The 331-nt window shown below is 41.1% G+C and carries 1 protein-coding gene; it reads left to right on the plus strand.

Going from position 1 to position 331, the window contains the following annotated elements; genetic code table 11:
• Positions 1-331 (plus strand): prealbumin-like fold domain-containing protein (locus tag LJD34_RS16875; RefSeq protein ID WP_227360395.1); only part of this gene is annotated, 331 nt, incomplete at both ends.

Raw genomic sequence — 331 nt, forward strand, 5'->3', positions numbered from 1 at the left:
TTATCCGTGGCGGTGTCAAAATTCAGAAACGAGATTTAGAAACGGGCGATACAAAGCCACAAGGAAGTGCCACTTTGAACGATACTGCCTTTGACATCATTTCCTTAAATGATAATTCTGTTTTGGTTGAGGGCAAGCTATACAAGAAAAATGAAGTGGTAAAAACAATCCATACAGACCTTGAGGGTGTCGCCTCTACTTCTGCTGACCTTTTACCTTATGGAAACTTCCGTATCGTTGAAAGTGAAGCTCCCGACGGTTACTTAACTGACGGTGCAAAACCGATTGATTTTACAATCACAGAAAATGGAAAAATCGTGGACTTAACCGA

This window comes from Faecalibacillus sp. MSK20_93 (assembly GCF_020589945.1).
Classification (GTDB): domain Bacteria; phylum Bacillota_I; class Bacilli_A; order Erysipelotrichales; family Coprobacillaceae; genus Faecalibacillus; species Faecalibacillus intestinalis.